At 39.1% G+C, this 1444-nt stretch carries 1 protein-coding gene; it reads left to right on the top strand.

Annotated features, from left to right (window positions below; translation table 11 throughout):
- The first annotated feature begins 51 nt into the window (after window positions 1-51).
- Window positions 52-1412, top strand: a protein-coding gene (locus A6049_RS32880) for an IS3 family transposase (protein WP_095206293.1) whose coding sequence is annotated in 2 segments (ribosomal slippage) — window positions 52-508 and window positions 508-1412 — 1362 coding nt in all. Because the reading frame shifts where the segments join, the coding sequence is not laid out codon by codon here.
- Window positions 1413-1444: the final 32 nt, after the last annotated feature.

Genomic DNA, 1444 nt, shown 5'->3' with positions numbered 1-1444 from the left:
TGAACTGCACCCCATTTGTTAGACACGACTAACAATGGAGGTGCAGTTTTTTTGCCTAAATTCAGTTTAGATGAGAAATTGAAAGCCATTCATAGATATCAGAATGGTACTGAAGGAGTCAAAAGTATTGCAAAATCATTACGGATAAATCATGAAACTTTACGTATGTGGATTAGGCAATACGAATATCACGGCGTCAAAGCTTTTGAAAAGAGCTATACAGCTTACACTAAGACATTTAAACTAGACGTACTCACCTATATAAACGAGAATGGGACGTCTCCAAATGAAGCTGCGGTCATTTTCAATATACCCTCTCCTAGGATTATTAGAAAATGGCGTATTCAATTCAATGAGGATGGAATGGACGGCCTGAAATCAAAGAAAAAGGGGCGTCCACTCATGAAAAATACGAACAAAAATATGACGAAGAAGCTAGAACCTGGCGATGAATCAGTTGAAGCTCTACAAGCTGAATTAGAACGTTTGCGTATGGAAAACGACTATTTAAAAAAGTTGAATGCCTTAGTTCAAAACAAGGAAAAATCACCAAACAAGACAAAGCGCAAGTAGTCTATGAATTAAGGCTTGAATTCCCGGTGGTTGCATTGCTAGCGTTCGCTGAAGTCCCACGTAGCACCTTCTATTACTGGGTGAAACAGTTTGACAAGCCCGATCTAGACGCAGACCTGAAACTCCTTATTCAATCCATTTACGAGGAACATCAGGGGCGTTATGGCTATCGTCGTATCCGTGATGAACTAGTTAATCGTGAACACCGAGTTAACCATAAAAAAGTACAGCGTATCATGAAAGAATTAGGCCTGAAATCAGTAGTGCGTATGAAAAAATATCGTTCCTATAAAGGAACAGTGGGTAACATTGCACCAAACGTACTGGATCGTAACTTTCAAGCAGAAAAACCAAATGAGAAATGGGTTACCGATATTACGGAATTTAAGTTGTTTGGAGAAAAGCTTTATTTATCACCTGTTCTGGACTTATTTAACGGTGAAATTATCACGTACACAGTAGGATCTCGCCCTACTTATTCATTAGTCTCCGACATGCTAAATAAAGCTTTTAAACGCTTATCCAACGAGGATGAGCTCCTCCTGCATTCGGATCAAGGCTGGCACTACCAGATGAAGCAGTATCAACATGCTTTGAAGGAACGGGCGATTATCCAGAGCATGTCACGCAAAGGAAATTGTTACGATAACGCAGTAATGGAGAACTTCTTTGGCATTATGAAGTCAGAATTTCTCTATCTTAATGAGTTTGAAAGTCTAGATGACTTCAAGCAAGAACTAGCACAATACATCGATTACTACAATCACAAACGCATTAAGTCAAAATTAAAAGGCATGAGCCCGGTACAATACCGAATTCATGCCATACAGGTTGCATAAAAATATTTGTCTAACTTTAAGGGGTCACTTCA

It is taken from the genome of Paenibacillus sp. O199 (assembly GCF_001636635.1).
In the GTDB taxonomy this organism is placed as follows: domain Bacteria; phylum Bacillota; class Bacilli; order Paenibacillales; family Paenibacillaceae; genus Paenibacillus; species Paenibacillus marchantiae.
Note: the sequence above shows the minus strand (reverse complement) of the source record. Positions and strands in the feature narration are given on the sequence as shown.